This window comes from Acinetobacter sp. ANC_7511 (assembly GCF_056779975.1).
The window spans coordinates 60,512-78,243 of record NZ_JBWYIY010000004.1 but is presented as its reverse complement, the minus strand read 5'-3'; the positions used below and the strand labels follow the sequence as shown (position 1 = coordinate 78,243).

At 39.4% G+C, this 17,732-nt stretch carries 14 protein-coding genes; 4 read left to right on the top strand and 10 right to left on the bottom strand.

All coding sequences use genetic code 11. The annotated features are described in order from the left end of the window. Positions 1 to 9 precede the first annotated feature (9 nt). The 5 genes from AC1M9L_RS03875 to AC1M9L_RS03855 form a co-directional block, all read right to left on the bottom strand. Positions 10 to 870, bottom strand: a complete 861-nt coding sequence (locus AC1M9L_RS03875) for an alpha/beta fold hydrolase (RefSeq protein WP_481591389.1) — start codon at positions 868 to 870, stop codon at positions 10 to 12. A 262-nt stretch (positions 871 to 1,132) separates the two neighbouring features. Next, positions 1,133 to 2,410, bottom strand: coding sequence for an OprD family outer membrane porin (locus AC1M9L_RS03870; RefSeq protein ID WP_481591388.1), 1,278 nt, complete (start codon positions 2,408 to 2,410; stop codon positions 1,133 to 1,135). A 397-nt stretch (positions 2,411 to 2,807) separates the two neighbouring features. Then, complete coding sequence (dmpG, locus tag AC1M9L_RS03865) at positions 2,808 to 3,827, bottom strand: 4-hydroxy-2-oxovalerate aldolase (RefSeq protein ID WP_092767099.1); 1,020 nt, start codon at positions 3,825 to 3,827, stop codon at positions 2,808 to 2,810. A gap of 11 nt (positions 3,828 to 3,838) precedes the next feature. Further along, a complete protein-coding gene (locus tag AC1M9L_RS03860; protein WP_035267137.1) occupies positions 3,839 to 4,735 on the bottom strand; it encodes an acetaldehyde dehydrogenase (acetylating) in 897 nt (298 codons plus the stop codon). A 25-nt stretch (positions 4,736 to 4,760) separates the two neighbouring features. Continuing rightward, entirely contained in the window at positions 4,761 to 5,558 is a 798-nt protein-coding gene (locus tag AC1M9L_RS03855; RefSeq protein ID WP_180028836.1) for a 2-keto-4-pentenoate hydratase, read from the bottom strand. Between the two features lie 543 nt (positions 5,559 to 6,101). Between AC1M9L_RS03855 and AC1M9L_RS03850 the strand changes: the two genes are divergently transcribed. Next, positions 6,102 to 6,803 carry an SIMPL domain-containing protein gene (locus tag AC1M9L_RS03850; RefSeq protein WP_481591387.1) on the top strand — a complete coding sequence of 234 codons (702 nt, stop codon included), beginning with the start codon at positions 6,102 to 6,104 and terminating at the stop codon, positions 6,801 to 6,803. A 50-nt stretch (positions 6,804 to 6,853) separates the two neighbouring features. On the opposite strand, the gene AC1M9L_RS03845 is transcribed toward AC1M9L_RS03850, so the two are convergent. Together AC1M9L_RS03845 and AC1M9L_RS03840 are read right to left on the bottom strand one after the other, a co-directional pair. Then, positions 6,854 to 7,948: a fatty acid desaturase family protein gene (locus AC1M9L_RS03845; RefSeq protein ID WP_179997864.1), complete on the bottom strand. Its 1,095-nt coding sequence runs from the start codon at positions 7,946 to 7,948 to the stop codon at positions 6,854 to 6,856. 12 nt (positions 7,949 to 7,960) lie between these two features. Continuing rightward, positions 7,961 to 9,031, bottom strand: a complete 1,071-nt coding sequence (locus AC1M9L_RS03840) for a flavin reductase family protein (RefSeq protein ID WP_481591386.1) — start codon at positions 9,029 to 9,031, stop codon at positions 7,961 to 7,963. A gap of 139 nt (positions 9,032 to 9,170) precedes the next feature. Here AC1M9L_RS03840 and fabR point away from each other — a divergent pair, with 139 nt between their 5' ends. After that, the gene (fabR, locus tag AC1M9L_RS03835) at positions 9,171 to 9,851 is read left to right on the top strand and encodes an HTH-type transcriptional repressor FabR (RefSeq protein WP_035267148.1); all 681 of its coding nucleotides are present in this window, start codon (positions 9,171 to 9,173) and stop codon (positions 9,849 to 9,851) included. A gap of 43 nt (positions 9,852 to 9,894) precedes the next feature. Here fabR and AC1M9L_RS03830 read toward each other — a convergent pair whose 3' ends face one another. Then, a complete protein-coding gene (locus AC1M9L_RS03830; protein ID WP_481591385.1) occupies positions 9,895 to 11,601 on the bottom strand; it encodes an AMP-binding protein in 1,707 nt (568 codons plus the stop codon). 318 nt (positions 11,602 to 11,919) lie between these two features. On the opposite strand from AC1M9L_RS03830, the gene AC1M9L_RS03825 reads away from it, so the two are divergent. Together AC1M9L_RS03825 and AC1M9L_RS03820 are read left to right on the top strand one after the other, a co-directional pair. After that, positions 11,920 to 13,122, top strand: a complete 1,203-nt coding sequence (locus tag AC1M9L_RS03825; protein ID WP_481591384.1) for an iron-containing alcohol dehydrogenase — start codon at positions 11,920 to 11,922, stop codon at positions 13,120 to 13,122. Positions 13,123 to 13,201: 79 nt separating this feature from the next. Beyond that, on the top strand, positions 13,202 to 14,005 hold the full coding sequence (locus tag AC1M9L_RS03820; RefSeq protein WP_481591383.1) for an enoyl-CoA hydratase-related protein: 804 nt from the start codon (positions 13,202 to 13,204) through the stop codon (positions 14,003 to 14,005). A 29-nt stretch (positions 14,006 to 14,034) separates the two neighbouring features. On the opposite strand, the gene rapA is transcribed toward AC1M9L_RS03820, so the two are convergent. Together rapA and AC1M9L_RS03810 are read right to left on the bottom strand one after the other, a co-directional pair. Next, positions 14,035 to 16,872 carry an RNA polymerase-associated protein RapA gene (rapA, locus tag AC1M9L_RS03815; protein WP_481591382.1) on the bottom strand — a complete coding sequence of 946 codons (2,838 nt, stop codon included), beginning with the start codon at positions 16,870 to 16,872 and terminating at the stop codon, positions 14,035 to 14,037. 202 nt (positions 16,873 to 17,074) lie between these two features. Then, positions 17,075 to 17,719, bottom strand: coding sequence for an RluA family pseudouridine synthase (locus AC1M9L_RS03810; protein ID WP_481591381.1), 645 nt, complete (start codon positions 17,717 to 17,719; stop codon positions 17,075 to 17,077). Between the last annotated feature and the right edge of the window lie 13 nt (positions 17,720 to 17,732).

Here is a 17,732-nt window from a genome sequence, read left to right as displayed (position 1 = left end):
GATCTGAAATTATTTAACACCATGAACTGCTAGATAATTTTTGATCAACGTATTAAATTCTTCTGCTTTTTCAACTTGTGACCAGTGACCGCACTGACTGAAAATATGTGCATCAGCATTAGGAACGATATTTAAAATGTCCCAAGTACGAGACACAGGAATCACCACATCTTGAGTACCATGAATCAATAATACAGGAACTGTAATATCTTTCATTTTTTCAAAGTCTAATGGGAACTCGAAACGATCACGGTCACGCGCACCCACAACATCCATTAAACGATCAGATGCGTAGTCATTCGCCGCAGAATCAAAACGTACTTTTACCAGCTCATCTGTAATTAAGTCTTTATTTACAACGAACATTGAAAGTGTCTTACGAATACCTTCTTCTGTTAAAACTGGGTTTGCATGCGCTTTTAGGGCTGCAGTTTGTTTTGCACCACCTGTACCCATTGAAACAATACCGAGTACACGCTCTGGATAATCAAGTGCCAATTGGAATGCTAACCAACCACCTAGCGAATTACCTACTAACCATGTTTTTTCAATACCAAGTGCATCAAGAGTACGAATTGCATGATCAACCCATGCACGGATACCGTATTGAGTTCCTGGTGCAACGACCGTTTGACCATAACCAATGGTATCAATTGCGATACAACGCGCTTGCTCACCAATTGCAGGTAAATTCAACCACCAGTTAGCAGCTGCTGATACACCAGTACCAGAACCATGAAGGAATAAAATAGGCGTGCCTTCACCAATTTCATGATAATGGGTTAACTCACCTTCAGCAGTTTCGATCCATTTATCTTCTAAACCAAAGAATGAATCCGTTTTGTATTCTGGGATTTGCACAGTGCTCATCATAGTCCTCTACTGTCTATAACTGATCATATATTTGTGAAACAATCATCAGTTGATGTTTACAAATGATAGTTTTACAGGCTTATATTAACTGCTCTGTACCTTTCAACTGATATAAATTTACGATTGCATCCATCTTTTTACCAATTAAATAAATTGCTGTTTTTCCTTATTTTTTTAAAATCAATATTCACCCTCTGAATATGACTTAATAAGATCTCGATATAATCCTTACTCATCATATCGAGATCAATTTCATTCTTCAGAATTTATAACTATAACTTAACGCCACACGATGCTCTTCTAAATCACTCAAGGTGCCTGGAGCATTGATGTTGTTATAATTAGTATCAATGAACATGTAGTTGAAACCAAGACCTTTGTACTTACCTTCTGGCACAACATAGTTCACAATCACATTATTTTCGTTCTCACGACCTCGACCTGGTGTTGTAGTATCAATATTCCAACCTTGGAAATGACGCACAGTTGCCGATAATCCTGGGACACCCATTTCTTTAAAATTATAGGTATAACCAACGCTCCAAGATTTCTCATCTTTACGAATAAAGCTTGCAACAGACCAGTTATCTAAATACGGCTGTGGCACCCAACCGCCCAATGTTGGGAACATGCCTGAACCACCCATGTCACCAAACATTTGTTGGTAGCCCAATTGAACCGTGTGCATACCATGGTTAATTTTCGTACCTACAGAAACCGCTTGACTGTCGATTTCACCGTATAACTTGTCGCCTGAATCACTGTTATCAAAGTAGCGAACATGGCTATCCAGCTTAGTTTTCTCAGTTAAGTTTGTCTTGAATGTTGCTGCTGCATAATGTTGTTGATAGATGTCTGTTACATCGGCATACCAATAGCTACCACCAATTTCTGGTGTAAATTGATGATCTACACCCGCAATATATATGCCATCACTATTTGTTTTGGCAGTGGCAAAGTTATTATTTGGAAATAAGCTAAAGTCTTGGTATTGGTTGTCGTAACGTGCATTAATCCCATCAATATAAGCTAAAGTGAGTTTAGTATCTTTGATGTCTTTTGATTCTAACCAAGCACCACTGTATGTCGTAAGTAATTGACGTGATGGATCAAAAAACAATACCGGTGACATTGGTAATAAATCACCTACTTTTAACTCAGTTTTTGCGTATTTAACTTTTAATGTTGCGCCTAATTTTGCGTTATCTTTTTCAACTTTTTTGTTCGCATAATCATATGGCATGTGAATATCATCGACAGTGCCTTGAGACTTTAAGCCAACCGCATATTGTGCCAAAAGGTCTGCACCCACTTGAATGCCTGCACCAATATCGTGATAACCCGATTTAGCATCTAAAGTGATTGCTTGCGTCCAGTTACCATAATCTAGATTTGGTGCTGTATCGTAATTACGTTCTAAATAGAAATTTTTAAATTTAAGCTGAACATTTGAATCAGCCACAAAATTCGCGTGAGCAGCAGTTGTCCCTAGAGTTGTTGCAGCAATCATTGCTAGCCATAATTTTTGATGACGCATGGCTTCATCCTATACTCAAATCAGCGTTGATGAGCATATTGCTAAATTGTGCACTCTGAAGAAATCAGACTAGAGTCTAAAAAAAATTTAGACTTTTCCGATGAAAAACAATACTTTAAAAACTCTCATTGTTATAAACAATTAATAATAGCTCAGTAACTAAGCAAATTAACTTTTACTATGGATAATTTATTATATTTTAATATCTTACAAATTAACCCAGAAGCATTTTGCCATTTTATTTAATAGTTTTTAAGTTTAACAATCACGATACGCTCTACACCAAATCACTCAATATAAGCACCCAAACATCTCACGCAATTGTTTTTTTATATGTATCTTTTCTAAATTCATAAAAAAAGCACTCCTAAGAGTGCTCTTTCAAATCACTTTTAAATTATGCGTTAAGTTCTTTTGCTTTAGCCATAGTCAAAGCTAGATCTTCAATCATGTCTTCCTGACCACCAACAGTACCACGGCGACCAAGCTCCATTAAGATTTCACGCGCAGATACGCCATATTTCGCTTCAGCACGTTTAGCGAACAATAGGAATGAAGAGTAAACACCCGCATAACCTAAAGTAGCTGCATCACGGTCTGCACGAATTGGGTTGTGCATCATTGGAATCACGAGATCTTCAGCAACATCTTGTACTTTGAACAAGTCAACGCCTGTGTCCATACCCATACGATTTGCAACAGCGATGAACAATTCAAGTGGTGTGTTACCTGCACCCGCACCGAGACCTGCAGATGCCAAGTCAACACGTACCGCGCCTGCTTCAACAGCAGCAACAGTATTTGATACACCCATACCTAAGTTGTGGTGACCGTGGAAACCCAACTCAATGCTTGGGTCCAAGTGTTGACGTAAGTGTCCAACGCGATCAATTACATCTTGAGGAAGCATGTAACCTGCTGAGTCAGTCACATAAATACAGTTTGCACCGTAAGACACCATCTTCTTCGCTTCTTCTAAAAGACGCTCTGGAGATGCCATGTGAGCCAACATTAAGAAGCCCACTGTGTCCATTTCTAATTTACGCGCAGCGGTGATGTGCTGTTCAGAACAGTCAGCTTCAGTACAGTGAGTTGCAACACGAATCGTTGATACACCGATTTCATGTGCCATTTTCAAGTGGTCAACCGTACCGATACCAGGAAGAAGAAGTGCAGAAACTTTTGCATTCTTCATACGCGGTACAACAGCAGACAAGTATTCTTCGTCAGTCGCAGCAGCAAAACCGTAGTTTACTGATGAACCACCAAGGCCGTCACCGTGAGTGACTTCAATTAATGGTACGCCTGCATCATCAAGTGCTGTTGAAATTGCAATCATTTGCTCAACAGTCGTTTGATGGCGCTGCGGATGCATACCATCACGTAAAGTCATATCATGAACAATAATCTTAGACATGCGGTTGCTCCTTAAGCTTCTTCTTTGTTGAATACGTGTTCAGCAAACATTTCTGCTGTACGAGCAGCTGCAGCTGTCATAATGTCGAGGTTACCTGCATATTTCGGCAAGAAATCACCCAAACCTTCTACTTCCAAGAAGATAGAAACACGGTTACCATCAAAAATTGGACCATTTACAAGTTTGTAACCTGGTACATATTTTTGCACTTCTTTAATCATCGCGTGAACTGATTCAGTGATCGCAGCTTGATCTGGCTCACCTTCAACAAGACAGTGTACTGTGTCACGCATCATAAGTGGTGGCTCAGCAGGGTTAATGATGATGATCGCTTTACCTTTTTTCGCACCACCAACTTTCTCAATAGCACCCGCAGTTGTACGTGTGAATTCGTCGATGTTTTTACGTGTACCAGGACCTACAGATTTTGTAGACACAGTCGCGATGATCTCACCATATTCAACAGGTTGAACACGTGAAACTGCTGCAACCATAGGAATTGTCGCCTGACCACCACACGTTACCATATTCACGTTAGGCACTTCACCTTCTGCAAGTAAAGCTTCTAAGTTCACAGGTGGAACACAGAAAGGACCAATTGCAGCAGGTGTTAAGTCAATCATCAGTACACCAAGTTCATTTAACTTGCGGCTGTTTTCAGCATGTACATATGCAGACGTTGCATCAAAAGCAATTTTGATATCATCTTCAATGACGTGAGGAAGAAGACCATCAACCCCTTCTGCAGTGGTTTTTAAACCCATTTTCGCAGCACGAGCAAGACCTTCAGAAGTAGGATCGATACCCACCATCCAAACTGGCTCTAACCATTCGCTACGTTGAAGTTTGTAAAGCAAATCAGTACCAATGTTACCTGGTCCGATCATTGCACATTTAATCTTTTTCATTAACGTACTCTCTCAAAATTCCGACTTATTCAGCAGCGAAAGCAGCAGTCACTGAACCAAAGCCTTCAATCTCAACTTTGAATTCATCACCTGGGTTTGCTACAACCATAGGGCCTAATGCACCTGTTAAAATAATGTCACCAGCTAACAATGGACGACCACGACGTACCATTTCATCAGCAAGCCAGACAGCTGCATTTAAAGGGTTTGCTAAGCAAGCCTTACCAACACCTTGAGACACGACTTCTTCACCACGTGTCATGATCATTTTACAATTCACTAGATCAAGGTTATCAAGTTTTACAGGACGTGAACCCAATACAAATGCAGCTGAAGATGCATTATCTGCGACAGTGTCAATCAAACTGATCTTCCAGTTTTCAATTCGACTATCCACCACCTCAACAGCAGGAAGTGCATAATCAGTCGCGCTGATAATGTCAGCATAAGTGTGTTTTTCTTTCGTTAAATCTTGTTTGATCACCAAAGCAATTTCCGCTTCTACTTTAGGTTGGATCAATAGACCTGCAGGAATCGCCTCTCCATCACCATAAGCCATGTCTGCAAACAGCATACCGAAGTCAGGTTGATCTACACCGAGTTGTGCTTGAACCACTTTTGATGTCAAACCGATTTTACGCCCAACTAAACGACGACCTTCTGATAAGGCACGCGCTGTATTCACTTCTTGTACAGCGTAAGCGATATCTACATCAGCAGCTTCACCACCCAACGTTGGGCGAATTGGTGCGATTGCACTTTGTGATAATTCAGCAGTTCGTAACGCTTGTGCTACTGATTCAACTACAGCAGAATTAGACATCAAGACTTCCTTCAACTTCATTCGATGATCTATTTGACCTTAGGAAATTGCTTGAAAACAACCTTCTAAAGGACAAATTCTTTTAGAGAGATACCTGCATCTCTGATGAGAGCTAGAATGGAAAAATCTTGACCTATATGCCAATACTTATTTTCTTTATGACAATAGTTTCAGACTATAAATAATTTATCAAATGAAGACACTATCTTATTGTTTTACATGTTTTTAAAATTTTATTATTTAAATATACAGAATGTTTAATCTATTTCTAATACTACTTATTAGACCATTGATAATAGAATTATCCATGAATTACAAATTATTAATGCACTAATCCAAAGACAAGTTATATTCTTTTATTGTTCAACTACAATTCAATTAAAATACATTTTAAAAGCCTTGTTAAGGCGACTTAAGTCGTAAAATCGGTGTTGAATATTACAATTGCTACTATCTCATCACCAAATAATCACATTTTCTCTCCATCAAAAAAGATTAGAATATTCTGTAGAATATTCATCAGGTGAAGATACAGAGATAACAATGAAATTATTAAAACTGCCACTATTGATCTTAGCTACCGGGATTAGCTTTTCGGTACTTGCTGACACAGAACCTAAAACTAATATTATTAATCTTCAAGCAGACGCTTCTAAACAAGTCTCTAATGATGAAATGCACGCCATTCTATTTATTGAAAAAAGTAATAAACAGCCTGCACAACTTTCAACACAAATGACTCAATTGATGAATCAGGCCATCAACATCAGTAAAAAATACCCCCAAGTTAAGGTCGAAACAGGTTCTCAGACCACTTACCCTGTCTATGACAACAACAATTCAACAAAACTGAAGGAATGGCGCGGCCGCGCTGAAGTGAATATTGAAAGCAAAGATTTTAAAGCAGCGAGCCAATTAATTAGCGAGTTACAACAAGATTTTCAAACACAATCGATTAATTTCACTGTTTCCACTGAAAAACGAAAGCAGGTTGAAAATGAGTTATTGACTGAAGCCACGCAAAATTTCCAACAGCGCGCTCAGGTTCTCACTAAAGCTTGGAATCGTTCTAGTTATAACTTGGTTAACTTGAATATGAACACCAATAATTATTCACCAAGACCATTGGCCATGGCACGTGCCGCAATGGTTGTAGAGAGTGCACCCGTTGCAGACTCACAAAATATGGCTGCTGGAGAATCAACAATCACAGTCAATGCAAATGGATCAATTCAATTAAAATAGTTTGCTATTAAAGTTCAAAAAGCCACTCAATAAGTGGCTTTTTTTGTTCCTTACTTTTTAAATGGGAAGGCATATTTCACAATACGTCCCAAAACCTGACCATATTGTTTAAATAAACTCGCATTATTGTAATTCAAGCCGTATTTTTCACACACCGCTTTCACTTTAGGCCCCATTTGACGGTAACGTCGAGCAGGAATATCTGGATAAAGATGATGCTCAATCTGATGACTCAGATGCCCCGTCAGAATATGGAATCCTTCTGAACCTGTGAGGTTAGAAGACCCACGAATTTGACGCATATACCAATGGCCACGGCTTTCATTTTCTAAAACTGACTTCGGGAAAACTTCCACATCTTTGGTGAAATGACCGCAGAAAATAATACTGAATGTCCAAATATTACGAATACCATTAGCGACTAAATTACCTGTTAAAACGGGTAATGCTGCAGGACCAGCGATGAGTGGGAAGAAAACATAATCTTTAAATAACTGTTTCCCCATTTTCTTTTTCATCGGGTTCAAACGTTGTTGAAATTCTTCTTTGGTCATGCGCCCTTTTAAGCGCTTACCAATTTCTAAGTTCTGAATCGCTACACCCCACTGGAATAACAAACAGAATGGAATACTGTAAAGTGGTTGTAATAAATATCCTTTTTTCCAGCGTTGCTCTGGGAACAAACGAAGAATTCCATAACCAATATCATCATCCATACCTTTAATATTGGTATAGGTATGGTGTTTGTAGTTGTGGGTTTGGCGCCAATCATCAGATGTGCCGACGATATCCCATTCGTAAGTTGTCCCTTTAAATTTAGGGTCGTTCATCCAATCATATTGACCATGCATCACATTATGGCCCAACTCCATGTTTTCCATGATTTTGGCAAAACCAAGCAAGCCTGTGCCTAAAAGCCATGCTGGAGGAAACCAGCCAGCAAATAAGCATGCACGTCCAAGGATTGAACTGTAGCGAATCGCTGCATACACTCGCTTAATATACTTTTCGTCTTTTTCACCTAAATCATCAAGAACTTCCTGCTTAATTGCATCAAGTTCACGTGCGAGTTCATCAAGTTGTGCATCAGTGAGTTCACGATTTTTTGGGTTTTTGAAATATTGTGCTTGAACTGGCATATTCATGATTATTCTCGCTTATAGGTCGATAGTGAGATCAGACTGAGCTGAATTGATACAGATTTTGAGCAGATTTCCAGGCTCAGTATTTTCTGCACCATTGACGAGGTTTTTAGTTGCACCTTGCGCTTTATGGCATGCACATTTATTACATACCCCCATGCGGCAACCGTGCTGTGGGCGAATATTTTGTTGCTCTAAACTTGCAAGTATTGATTGTCCCTTTGGAATCGTGACGACCTTATTTGATTTCGTAAGTGTGACCTGAACAAAACCAGTCTCATCACTAATGAATGGTTCAACACTAAATGCTTCACCTTTAAATTTATGAACACGATTATCAGTTAGTTGTTCAGCAAGTTGCACAAATCCTGCTGGACCGCATGCATAAACCGTATATTGATCTAAGGATTCGATAGCCGTTAAATGAGAATCCTCTAAACGGGAATCAGCCTCTTCATCTTGAGTGGTAAAAAATTCAACATTAAAATTTGAGTGTTGATTCGCCAAAGCAATCAACTCTGTTTGAAATGCTAAATCTTCTGTTTTTTTTGCCCAGTACATCAATTTAACTGGCTGAACTAATTTTTTTTCTTGCTGCAATAATGCCTTGATTAAGCTGTACATTGGAGTAATACCACTCCCTGCGGCCAGCATTAATAGAGGTGTATTTACACTTCCAAGTGTCATATCTCCATAGGGTGCACCAAACTCAACAATATCGCCTACCTCAGCCATATCGTTAATCCAAGAACTGACTACACCCTGATCGACTTTCTTAGCAGTCAACAATACATGTTGAGTGTCGATTTTGGTCAAACTATAGGTACGTTCAAAACAACGACCTCGTGTCGTGACAATAACTGGATGATGTTGCCCTGCTTCACCAAACTGAAATTTTCGATTAACCGCAATTTTTAAGCTGACCGTATCATTTGCAACTTGTGTACGTTCAACAATTTTGCCTAATGATTGATTCACCGACCAAATTGGATCGATCTTTTGCAACCAAAAATTGGCAGCAGTCGGATCAAATACAGCATTTACTGCGGATCTAATCAAATTTTTAGGTGGCTTAACTGCTTGCATTATGGGCTCATCACAGTGGGTTTAGAATTATTATACACATGTATATATATTTGTATAGACACTTGTATATCATCTATTGATTTCCATATCCTGACACAGAGCGATATAATGCAACTCTAACTGTAAACTTCTGATATTTATGAGCAGCTCTACGATTACTCTTTCTCCTCTACATGCCAGTGAATCCGCATCCATTTTGGAGCATCCAACTGCACGTACAGTCGGAAGAAAAGCCACAATCACGAAAGAAGAATTATTCCAAGCTGCTCTCAACCTTATCGGACCTCAAAAAAGCATCGCATCTTTAAGCTTGCGCGAAGTTGCCCGTGAAGCAGGAATTGCGCCAAACAGTTTTTATAGACATTTTAAAGATATCGACGAACTTGCCATTGAATTGATTGATCGCTCAGGTATTGTTTTACGTCAAATCTTGCATCAAGCTCGCTTAAAAGCAGTTCGCAATTCAAGTATTGTGCGTAGTTCAGTTGAAGTATTTATTGAACAGTTAGATGCTGACGAAGGTAATCTAAGCCTGTTGTTACGTGAAGGTTATACTGGTTCTGCCTCTTATAAAGAGGCGGTTGAAAAACAGCTCAATTACTTTCAGCAAGAACTCATGGATGACCTTGTTCGTCTTGAGCAAAATAACCCTCATAAAATCAAGCACCCAGAATTGGCAGCTAAAGCGATTACCCAATTAGTATTCACTATGGGTGCTAAATTAATCAACATGCCACACGATGAAAGAAAAGTTGTAGCTGAACAAACGATGACGATGATCCGAATGATTTTAGAAGGCGCACGTCATCTGAAAGAATAAATACTGAGTGTAAAAAAAGCCCTTCAGTTGAAGGGCTTTTTTATTACTTTTCCCAAATAACTTCTTTATTTTGAGCAACCCAAGTTGGAATAAGGGCTTCGTACTTCGCCTCAATTTTATTACGCTTAATCTTCATAGTCGGCGTCAACATATCGTTATCCATCGTCCACAAATCCATGATGACCACAAAGAATGCAATTTTTTCATGTGACTCAAGCTTTTCATTAACTTCATTCTTCAACTCAATTAATTTTGCTTCGATATCATCACGTTTATTATCTTGCTGTAATTTATTGCGAATTTCTTCTGCCAACATCACAAAGGCGATCGGCTGTTTATGGCTTGCACCACCAACACAGACAGATTCAATCATTTGGTTATTACCAATCTTTTGTTCAATTGGTACAGGCATTACATACTTACCTTTCTGAGTTTTAAAGATGTCCTTTACACGTCCAGTAATTTTTAGACGGCCAGTCGCATCAATTTCACCCATGTCACCTGTTCTTAAATAGCCATCCTCAGTCAAATCTTCAGCTGTTTTTTCTGGGTTTTTGTAATAACCCAACATGGTTCCTGGGCTTCTGACTAAAATCTCACCATTTTCATCAATCTTGCAGTCTACTCGTGCTTGAACATGTCCGACATATCCACTCATATATTCACCCATACGTGTGATATGCGAGTATCCACAGTTTTCTGTCATTCCATAAACTTCAAGCAACTCTAAGCCCAAATTACGATACCATTTAATAATATCTACGGGTAAAGGTGCAGAACCCGTTAAAGCATAACGAACATGATTCAAACCCAATTTTGCCAAGAGTTTTTGCTTAATCTTATTGCCCAAGAATGGGATTTTAAACAACACGTTTTGTACATTAAGTGGAATTTTTTCATTAATCCCCAAATAAAATTTAGTCCATAAACGTGGCACAGAAAAGAAGATCGTTGGTTTTGCACGATTAAGATCTTCAATAAATGTATCTAATGAATTGGCAAAATAAACGGTAAAACCACAAATCATCACGGATGATTGAATAAATACACGCTCTGCAACATGAGCTAGCGGCAAGTAAGATAAAGCACGATCTTTTTCTGAAACACCAAACGTAGATTTCAGCTCACTCGCAGGTGAGAGCAAGGTCTTATAACTTTGCATAACGCCCTTAGGTAGACCTGTACTGCCCGAGGTATAAATAATGGTCGCAAGCTCATCCTCGTTTGGAAAATAAGGCTCACTGGTTGGTGCTGTTTTCGCAGTGATTTCATCCCATGTTGGCGCATTATAGTCAGGTGCCAATGGCAATTTAATACAATGCATATCTTGCGGGATGATTTGTTTCACATCGTTCCAACTGTCTCCAATACCATCCAATTTACCGATAAACAAAGCCTTAGTTTCACTATGATCTAGAACATATTTGGTTCCTTCACCATTGAGAGTCGTATATAAAGGAACCGACACATGACCTGCCATCCAAATTGCAAGATCTGCCATAATCCAATGCGCACTATTCTTACCAAAAATTGCAATCTGAGAACGACCCGGCAAATTCAAAGATTGTAAATAAGCAGCCATTTTTTTGACTTGACTGGCCACTTCTCCCCAAGTGTATTTAATCACCTGACCATTTGGTAAAGGCTGAACCAAGAAATCTTGGTTTGGCGATTTCTTTTCCCAATACATTAAATAGTGAATATGAGTCGGTAAAAACTCAAATTGGTTGTTGTTCTGATTTACTTCCATGTGTAATGACTCCCAATAACGCATCATTGTTGTTATGTAATGACTCATAACCGAAAGCTGATTTAATCGTTTTAAACTCGTCCTGAGTTCCTGATTGCCGAGTAAAAACTACAGCTTTACGATTTAAATTTTCGAATTATTTTCTATTTTCTATCATGAATTCTGATCAAAATCCAACCATTATTTTGCTCAGTTTAATAGCGCTATATTTTTGATAAAATTGTAATTTAAGACCAATGTGTTGATGATTATCGCCAATGTACTTGGTCAATGATTATCCTATAACTAAATCAAACTCATGGATAGAGATTGATCATTATGGCTCAGATTGCCACTATTTTACGTGCAAAAACTCAACTCATGGCTGTCAAAGCCCTCACCCTTGCAATCCCAGTATCACATCCTCTCGTATTTGCGGGTGAAGATTCATCAATGCAATTGTGTGGCAATATTGCTCAGCTCGGCATGAAAAAAGTGATGATTGTGACTGATGCAATATTGGTCAAATTAGGTGTCATACAACCCATTCAAGATCAATTACAGCACAATGGGATTGAAGTTGTTATTTTCTCTGATGTAAAACCTGATCCAACTTGTGAAATTGTCGAAAAATCTCTAGCACTGTTTAAAAATACCGCATGCGATAGCGTATTGGGTATAGGGGGTGGTTCGACGATTGATACAGCAAAAGTATTAGCGCTCGCAGCCGCAAACCATAAATCGCCTAAACAACTTTTTGGAATTTTAAAAAGCCGTAAACCTGCATATCCATTGTTCGTGATTCCGACCACCGCAGGTACAGGTTCTGAAGTTACCATTGCCGCAGTTATTTCAGACAGTGAAACTCATATTAAAGGCTTAGTTATTGATCCCAAAGTCGTTCCATTAGCAACTGCTTTAGATCCCGTCATCATGAAAGGCATGCCACCTGCTATCACTGCTGACACTGGCATTGATGCCCTTACTCATGCAATTGAATCGTGGGTAAGCGGATTCGCCAACAAACAATCAGATTATTACGCCAGTGCAGCCATGAAATTGATCATGGAGAATTTAAAAAAAGCATTTGAAGATGGTCAGAATATTGCAGCACGTGAAGCAATGGCGCTCGGTTCTCATTATGCTGGTTTGGCAATGAATAGTGCTGGAATTGGCTATGTACATGCTTTGGCGCATCAATTAGGGACTCGATATCAAATCCCACACGGACGCGCTAATGCCATTATCTTGCCTCATGTTCTAGAATTTAATCGTAAAGCATCAGAAAAACGCTTAGCACTAGCAGCGAAGAAAATTGGTTTAAGCTCGTCACACACTTCGGATGAACAAGCCGCAAATATATTCATTCAAAGCGTAAAGCAATTACTCAAAGATTTGAAAATCAATACTGAGATTCCGAATTTAAAAAAGCAAGATTTCCCAGAGATGATTAAATCTGCTTTTACTGAAGCCCATGGAATTTATGCCGTACCAAAATACATGAATTATTCAGATGCTGAGCAAATTTTAAATCGACTTTAATGCCAATAAGGCACGAATAAAAGCTCAGTATACAATCGTGTCTACTGAGCTTTTTTAATTTGCGACAAGGAATGCCGCCATGTTAAAAAATTTAGATTCACTAAACCCTTTTATTCATGTCACGATTGAGAATAGAATCCTGACCATCAAAATTGATCACCCCGAGCAAAAAAATGCTTTAACTGGGGAAATGTACAATGACATTGCAAAAATATTGGATGCAGCAGATCAATCTCAACAAGTGAATGTTGTGATTTTACAGGGTAACGAACATGATTTTACCGCAGGAAATGATCTGAAAGATTTTATGTCTGCCGCTCAAAAATATGTTGGTTTAGCCGCTGATGCTACACCACCCTTTGTCTTCCTAAAAGCGATCGCAAGATTTTCTAAACCTATTATTGCTGCGGTACGTGGCTGCACTATAGGCGTTGGCGTCACTATGCTATTTCACTGTGACATGGTATACGCCCACCCCGATACAGAATTTCAAATTCCATTTGTAAGTTTGGGATTATCTGTAGAAGGTGGCACCAGCCTTCTTTTCACTGAGTTGGCTGGTTATCATATGGCTGCCGAATTATTGCTCACAGGTCGAAAATTTTCAGCGGAAGAAGCGCTAAAATGTCGAATCATCAATCAGATTTGCGAGCAACCTGAACAATTAGCTTTGCAGCGAGCTCAACAGATGAGTCAACTGCCAATGACCACGCTAAAAATTATTAAAAAACAAATTCGACCCGAGCAAGATCAAATTCAGAATTGTATTGTTCAGGAAGCTGAGGTTGTTGCAGAACGTTTAACATCACCTGAAATGATTGAAGCCGTGATGGCTTTCTTACAAAAAAGAAAACCTGACTTCAATCAATTTCTGCAGTCCTAAAAAAAGCACCCTAGGGTGCTTTTTTTATTTTATGGCTTTACCACCACCAAGACTCGAATCGCTTCAGGCGTTACAGCTAAACCTTCTAAAAGGCTTAAGCCTTCTTTTTGAAGCTTCTGCAAACGTGCAATTTCATCTTCGCGAATACTTGGGTTAAATTGTTTCAAATAACTTAAACGATCAATTTCATATTGCCATTTATTGCTATAGATTTCTTTCGCTTGCTGTTTTAATTCAGGCAAAGCACCTTTTGCAATGTCTAAAGCTTGTGCATAACGTTGTTCAACGACATCACGACGTGCTTTCACCACTTGGCGACAACTATTACCGTCAAGATGATGTAAGTATGGTTTCAAAATATCTGGTGCAATTTTAGCTGATAAATCTTGGCCTTTTTCACTTAATAACACACGAATCAATTGTGTTGGTAAACTCGCTGGCAAGTTCAATGCTTTCGGTGCAATCACATCCACTTTGAACCACACCTCAACTAAAACTGAACCTTGTGGTAAAGCTGCAGATTTCAATAACGCCACATTGGTACTACCAAACGATTGCGTATTGATCATTTCCATGACACTTTCAGTGAAAGGATGCTCAAGCGTTATGTATTGCGCATCTTCACGGATCTGAGCCTGATCACGATAGAACGTCACGGTCATGCCTTCCTCATCCAAAGTCAGACCTTGGACTTGCATTTGATCAGTAGGCTTAATAATCACCGTGCCATTACTTTGCTCATCAAAATCAATATTGGTTGACGCCATGAAGCGTTTCATAAACATTGGCAAAGTCGTATTGTCATCATACTCTTCAAGCGCTTGCACAATTTCTTGCGCAACCATTGGGCGACAAGAATTGTATTCCAATAAACGATCACGTCCTGCTTGTAGCTCTTGCTCTAAAGCTTCACGTTGCACACTCACGGCTTCAAGCAAATCTTCAAAGGCTTGACCTTTATCAGCCAACAAGCAATCTTTAAGATCAACAATAAAATTTTCTTGTAAGGTTTGCGCAGTTGGAGAAATATTGCTGAAAATATTTAATGCTTCATTGTACCAACGGAACATACGCTCTTGTGCAGTGCCCACTAAATATGGCACATGAATCTGAATACGGTTTTCTTGACCAATACGATCAAGTCGACCAATACGCTGTTCAAGAACATCAGGGTTCGCTGGCAAATCAAATAGGATTAAATCTGAAGCAAACTGGAAGTTACGACCTTCTGAACCAATTTCTGAACACAATAAAATCTGAGCACCATATGAATCTTCTGCAAAATAAGCAGCTGCTTGGTCACGCTCTAATAGACTCATGCCTTCATGGAACATTGCTGTACGAATCCCTGCATGGATACGTAATGCATTTTCTAAAGCTTCAACCACAGGCCCACTACGCGCAATGAGTAAGACTTTTTTATGCTTTAACTGAGTACGGAGCATTTCCATAATCCACGTTACACGCGGATCAGTTTCCATCCAAGCCCCGTCCAATTGCGCTTCTTCTGGCCACATTTGTTCACGAAGTTTACCATCCATCGACCATCCTTCTGGCGCAGGTAATGGTGCAGGCTGACAATCACGACCAGGGAAGCCTTGAATCGCTTCACGTGTATTACGGAATAGTACACGTCCCGTACCGTGACGATCTAACAATTCATGAATTGCACGGAAACGCTGTTCTGGCTCATCTTCAATCTTGTGACCCAGTAACTGCTCAATTGCTTGAAAATGATCAGCTTCAAGGGGTTGATCCGACATCAGCACTTCTGCAATTTGAGCTGTTTGCTGATATTTTTCCTCTTCATCTAAGAAACGATCAAGCGAACTAAAACGTTGCGGATCGAGTAAACGTAAACGGGCAAAATGAGACTCGACCCCTAACTGTTCAGGCGTTGCAGTCAGTAAAAGTACGCCTGCAGTTTTTTCAGCAAATTCTTCAACAAGGTCATAGCGGTCATTACCACCCTCTACTTCTGACCACATCAAATGATGTGCTTCATCCACCACAAGCAAATCAAAACCTGCTTCGAGCGCTTGCTCACGTAAATCTTCATGGTCGATCATGAGATCAACAGACGCAATGATGCACTGTTCAGTTAAGAAAGGATTCAATTCTGGATCATGTTCTTTGATCGAAGCAGTACGCGTTAAATCAAATAACGAGAAATTCAAATTGAAACGGCGACGCATTTCAATCATCCACTGATATTGCAGCGAATCAGGTACTAAAACGAGGATGCGTTCAGAACGTCCTGTTTTAAGTTGCTGGTGTATGATTAAACCTGCTTCAATGGTTTTACCTAGACCAACTTCATCCGCCAATAAGACACGTGGAGCAAAGCGCTTACCTACTTCATGCGCGATATAAAATTGGTGAGGAATCAATCCAACACGAGCACCCACCATGCCACGTAATGGACTATTTTGCATATTAGCTTGCATTTGTAATGCTTCAATACGCAGGTCATACCATTCTTTATAATCAATTTGGCTTGCCAATAAACGATCAAGTGGTTTAGACAATTGAATCGTCGCGCCAACACGGGTTTCATTTAATGATTTGCGTTCATCAGTACCATCTTGTAACTGACGAATGACGTTGTAACGAATAACGCCACCACGCTCTTCTAATGATTCGACTTTCCAGACGATGCCCTCTTGGTCTTGAAGCTCATCATTCACATTGAACACAATTCGAGATAAAGGTGCGTTACTACGTGCATAGACACGGGTTTCGTCACTTTTAGGAAAGAGGATACTAATTGATCGTTCATTTACATCAATCAAAACCCCTAAACCTAACTCTGTCTCTGTGTCTGATAACCAACGTTGACCAATAGCAAACTGCTGCAATTTTTCCACCTTATCTCAAGTTAGGACTGAAAACTTATGCTCAAACAGGAGATGATTTGAGCAAAATTTAACGTCTATAAGCAATATATTTTGACATAAAGCCCACCAAAAAGTGAGCAATATTTAGCACCGATCTATTTAATTGATCATAACCAAGATTTCATCATGATCAGATCATAAAATATTCGTATGCTGATTTAAAAATGTGTTTTTAGAACGGCACTGGACAATGAAAATTCAGTCGTTCACCAGTAACAGGATGATTGAAACTTAACTGCTCTGCATGCAAACAGAGTCGATCTTTCAAAGCTTGTTGCGCTGGTGTTGCATACAAAGTATCCCCTACGATGGGATGCCCTAAATGCTGCATGTGAACGCGAAGTTGATGTGCTCGACCTGTGATTGGCGTTAATTTTACGCGTGTCACCCACTGATCTTGAATTTGAAATTGTTCAATTGCTTCCCAATGCGTTAACGCTGCTTTATTGTGATGCGCATCTACGATATGCAATGGCGGACGCGATGGGTCGTAAATCACAGGAATGTCTACAGTTCCTTGACCTTCTACACATCCCGCGACTAGTGCTTGATAAGTTTTATCCGTTTCACGTTCTTGAAATTGGCGCGAGATCGATTTTTGACCTGCTTTGCTGAGTCCAAATACCAATAAGCCTGATGTATCGCGATCTAAACGATGAATAAGAAGTGTACGCGGTTCTTCTTGAAGAAGACGATTGATAACGCAATCTTGAAGGTCAGGCGTTTTGCCTGGAACAGAAAGTAATCCAGCTGGTTTGTGAATCACCATAAAATCTTGATCACGATGAATGAGATGTTCCTGAAGAAAATGACTCAAATTTCTATTCCTA

Coding starts and splice junctions, on each gene's coding strand:
- AC1M9L_RS03875 (WP_481591389.1), bottom strand. CDS start 870: ATGAGCACTGTGCAAATCCCAGAATACAAAACGGATTCATTCTTTGGT.
- AC1M9L_RS03870 (WP_481591388.1), bottom strand. CDS start 2,410: ATGCGTCATCAAAAATTATGGCTAGCAATGATTGCTGCAACAACTCTA.
- dmpG (WP_092767099.1), bottom strand. CDS start 3,827: ATGTCTAAGATTATTGTTCATGATATGACTTTACGTGATGGTATGCAT.
- AC1M9L_RS03860 (WP_035267137.1), bottom strand. CDS start 4,735: ATGAAAAAGATTAAATGTGCAATGATCGGACCAGGTAACATTGGTACT.
- AC1M9L_RS03855 (WP_180028836.1), bottom strand. CDS start 5,558: ATGTCTAATTCTGCTGTAGTTGAATCAGTAGCACAAGCGTTACGAACT.
- AC1M9L_RS03850 (WP_481591387.1), top strand. CDS start 6,102: ATGAAATTATTAAAACTGCCACTATTGATCTTAGCTACCGGGATTAGC.
- AC1M9L_RS03845 (WP_179997864.1), bottom strand. CDS start 7,948: ATGAATATGCCAGTTCAAGCACAATATTTCAAAAACCCAAAAAATCGT.
- AC1M9L_RS03840 (WP_481591386.1), bottom strand. CDS start 9,031: ATGCAAGCAGTTAAGCCACCTAAAAATTTGATTAGATCCGCAGTAAAT.
- fabR (WP_035267148.1), top strand. CDS start 9,171: ATGAGCAGCTCTACGATTACTCTTTCTCCTCTACATGCCAGTGAATCC.
- AC1M9L_RS03830 (WP_481591385.1), bottom strand. CDS start 11,601: ATGGAAGTAAATCAGAACAACAACCAATTTGAGTTTTTACCGACTCAT.
- AC1M9L_RS03825 (WP_481591384.1), top strand. CDS start 11,920: ATGGCTCAGATTGCCACTATTTTACGTGCAAAAACTCAACTCATGGCT.
- AC1M9L_RS03820 (WP_481591383.1), top strand. CDS start 13,202: ATGTTAAAAAATTTAGATTCACTAAACCCTTTTATTCATGTCACGATT.